The sequence below is a fragment of the Collinsella aerofaciens genome (assembly GCF_009876115.1).
In the GTDB taxonomy this organism is placed as follows: Bacteria; Actinomycetota; Coriobacteriia; order Coriobacteriales; family Coriobacteriaceae; genus Collinsella; species Collinsella aerofaciens_N.
Map to the genome: position 1 here is coordinate 1 of NZ_WWSY01000034.1, position 1,538 is coordinate 1,538.

The 1,538-nt window shown below is 69.2% G+C and carries 1 protein-coding gene; it reads left to right on the plus strand.

Going from position 1 to position 1,538, the window contains the following annotated elements:
• Positions 1-133: 133 nt before the first annotated feature.
• A complete protein-coding gene (locus GT571_RS09930) occupies positions 134-1,255 on the plus strand; it encodes an IS110 family RNA-guided transposase (RefSeq protein WP_161156987.1) in 1,122 nt (373 codons plus the stop codon).
• Positions 1,256-1,538 lie beyond the last annotated feature (283 nt).

The following is a 1,538-nucleotide window of genomic DNA, read 5'->3' on the forward strand; positions in this document are numbered from 1 at the left end:
GACAGACACTATGACCCAATCCGAGGGCACTAAAAAGACAGGAGCCCCCGCTCGTGACCGCGGGTCGGGGCTGCGACAATGATGTTGAAGTGCCATAGGCGCAGCCGCGCCGCAACGAGGTTGGGAGGCTCCCATGCCAAAGTATTCTACCGCGTTCGGGATGGACGTCCACCTGAGGTCGACCACCGTCTGCGCCCTCGACGCGGACACCGGCGAGGCCGTGACGAGGAGGTTCCCCGGCAACCCCTGGGGCGAGATCGCCGGGTGGATGGATGGGTTCCCCGGGCCGTCGCTCGCGGCCTACGAGAGCGGCTACCTCGGCTTCGCCCCGCAAAGGGAGCTCGCCGGGCTCGGCGTCGAGTGCGCCGTCGCCGCGGTCTCGAAGATCCCCAGGTCGGCCGCCGACTCGGCCTCCAAGAACGACAGGAACGACGCCGCCAGGATGGCCAAGGCGATACTCGCCCACGACATCTCCCCCGTATGGGTCCCCTCCCCCGAGGTCGAAGGCATCAGGGACCTCGCCGGCGCCTACGACGGGGCGACCGCGCGCCTGGCGACCGCCAAGCAGCGGCTGCTCGCCTTCCTCGCAAAGCGAGGGTTCGTCTACGGCGGCACCACGCCCGCCGGCAACCCGAGGAAGTACTGGACCTACGACTTCCTGAGGTGGCTCGACAAGGTCAGGCCTGAGGACGATGGCGGGGTTCGGGCGCTCGCCGCCCTGAGGAACGAGGTCGAGGCCGCGGCGGAGGCCCGGGCGGACCTGCTCTCCGAGTACAGGGCAGCCGTGGATGCCAGCCCGATCGCCGCGGAGGTGGCCGCCCTCCAGTCGATCAAGGGCTGCGCCTTCGCGCTGGCCGCAGCCTTCTCGGCCGAGGTCGGCGACTTCACGAGGTTCCGTTCCGGAAGGCAGGTCACGGCCTATTTCGGCCTCGCGCCGAGTCAGAGGTCGAGTGGCGACTCCGTGCGGCTCGGAGGCATCAGCGGTGCGGGCAACGCGCTCGTGAGGAAGCTGACCGTTGAGGGTTCATGGTGCTACGCCGCGGCACGGCACCAGCCGAAGCTCATGCCGAGGGATACGGGCGTGCCCCTCGAGATAAGGATGCACGGGAGGAAGGGGTCCGAGCGGCTCCTGCGGCGGCGCGAGGAGATGCTCGCCCGCGGCATGCCCGCGGCGAAGGCTAACGCGGCCACCGCGGCCGAGCTCGTGAGGTGGCTCTGGGCCCTCGGCATGATGTGCCGGGAGGGCGCGGAATAGACATAGCCCCCGTCCCGGCGAGCCGGGCGACCTTCGGGGATACCCCCTATTTCGCTGTGCGCGCGGAGCCCTCCGCATGCGCCTCGACAGACTTGGGGAACCCCGCCGAAGGAATGGAGTGCGGGCCGACAGAACGGTATCCGCGGATATGAGACTGAGCCGAAGGCGTCGACGACATGCCGGGGCGGACCGGGACGGGTTAACGGCAGGCCCCGCCGACCGATTGCAAGCGGTCGGCGGGGCCATTGTGGCTCTTGACAGCGGATTGGGTCATATGAGCGAA

Bases quoted from the DNA above. Each gene is read 5' to 3' on its own strand.
- GT571_RS09930 (WP_161156987.1), top strand. From the start codon at position 134: ATGCCAAAGTATTCTACCGCGTTCGGGATGGACGTCCACCTGAGGTCG.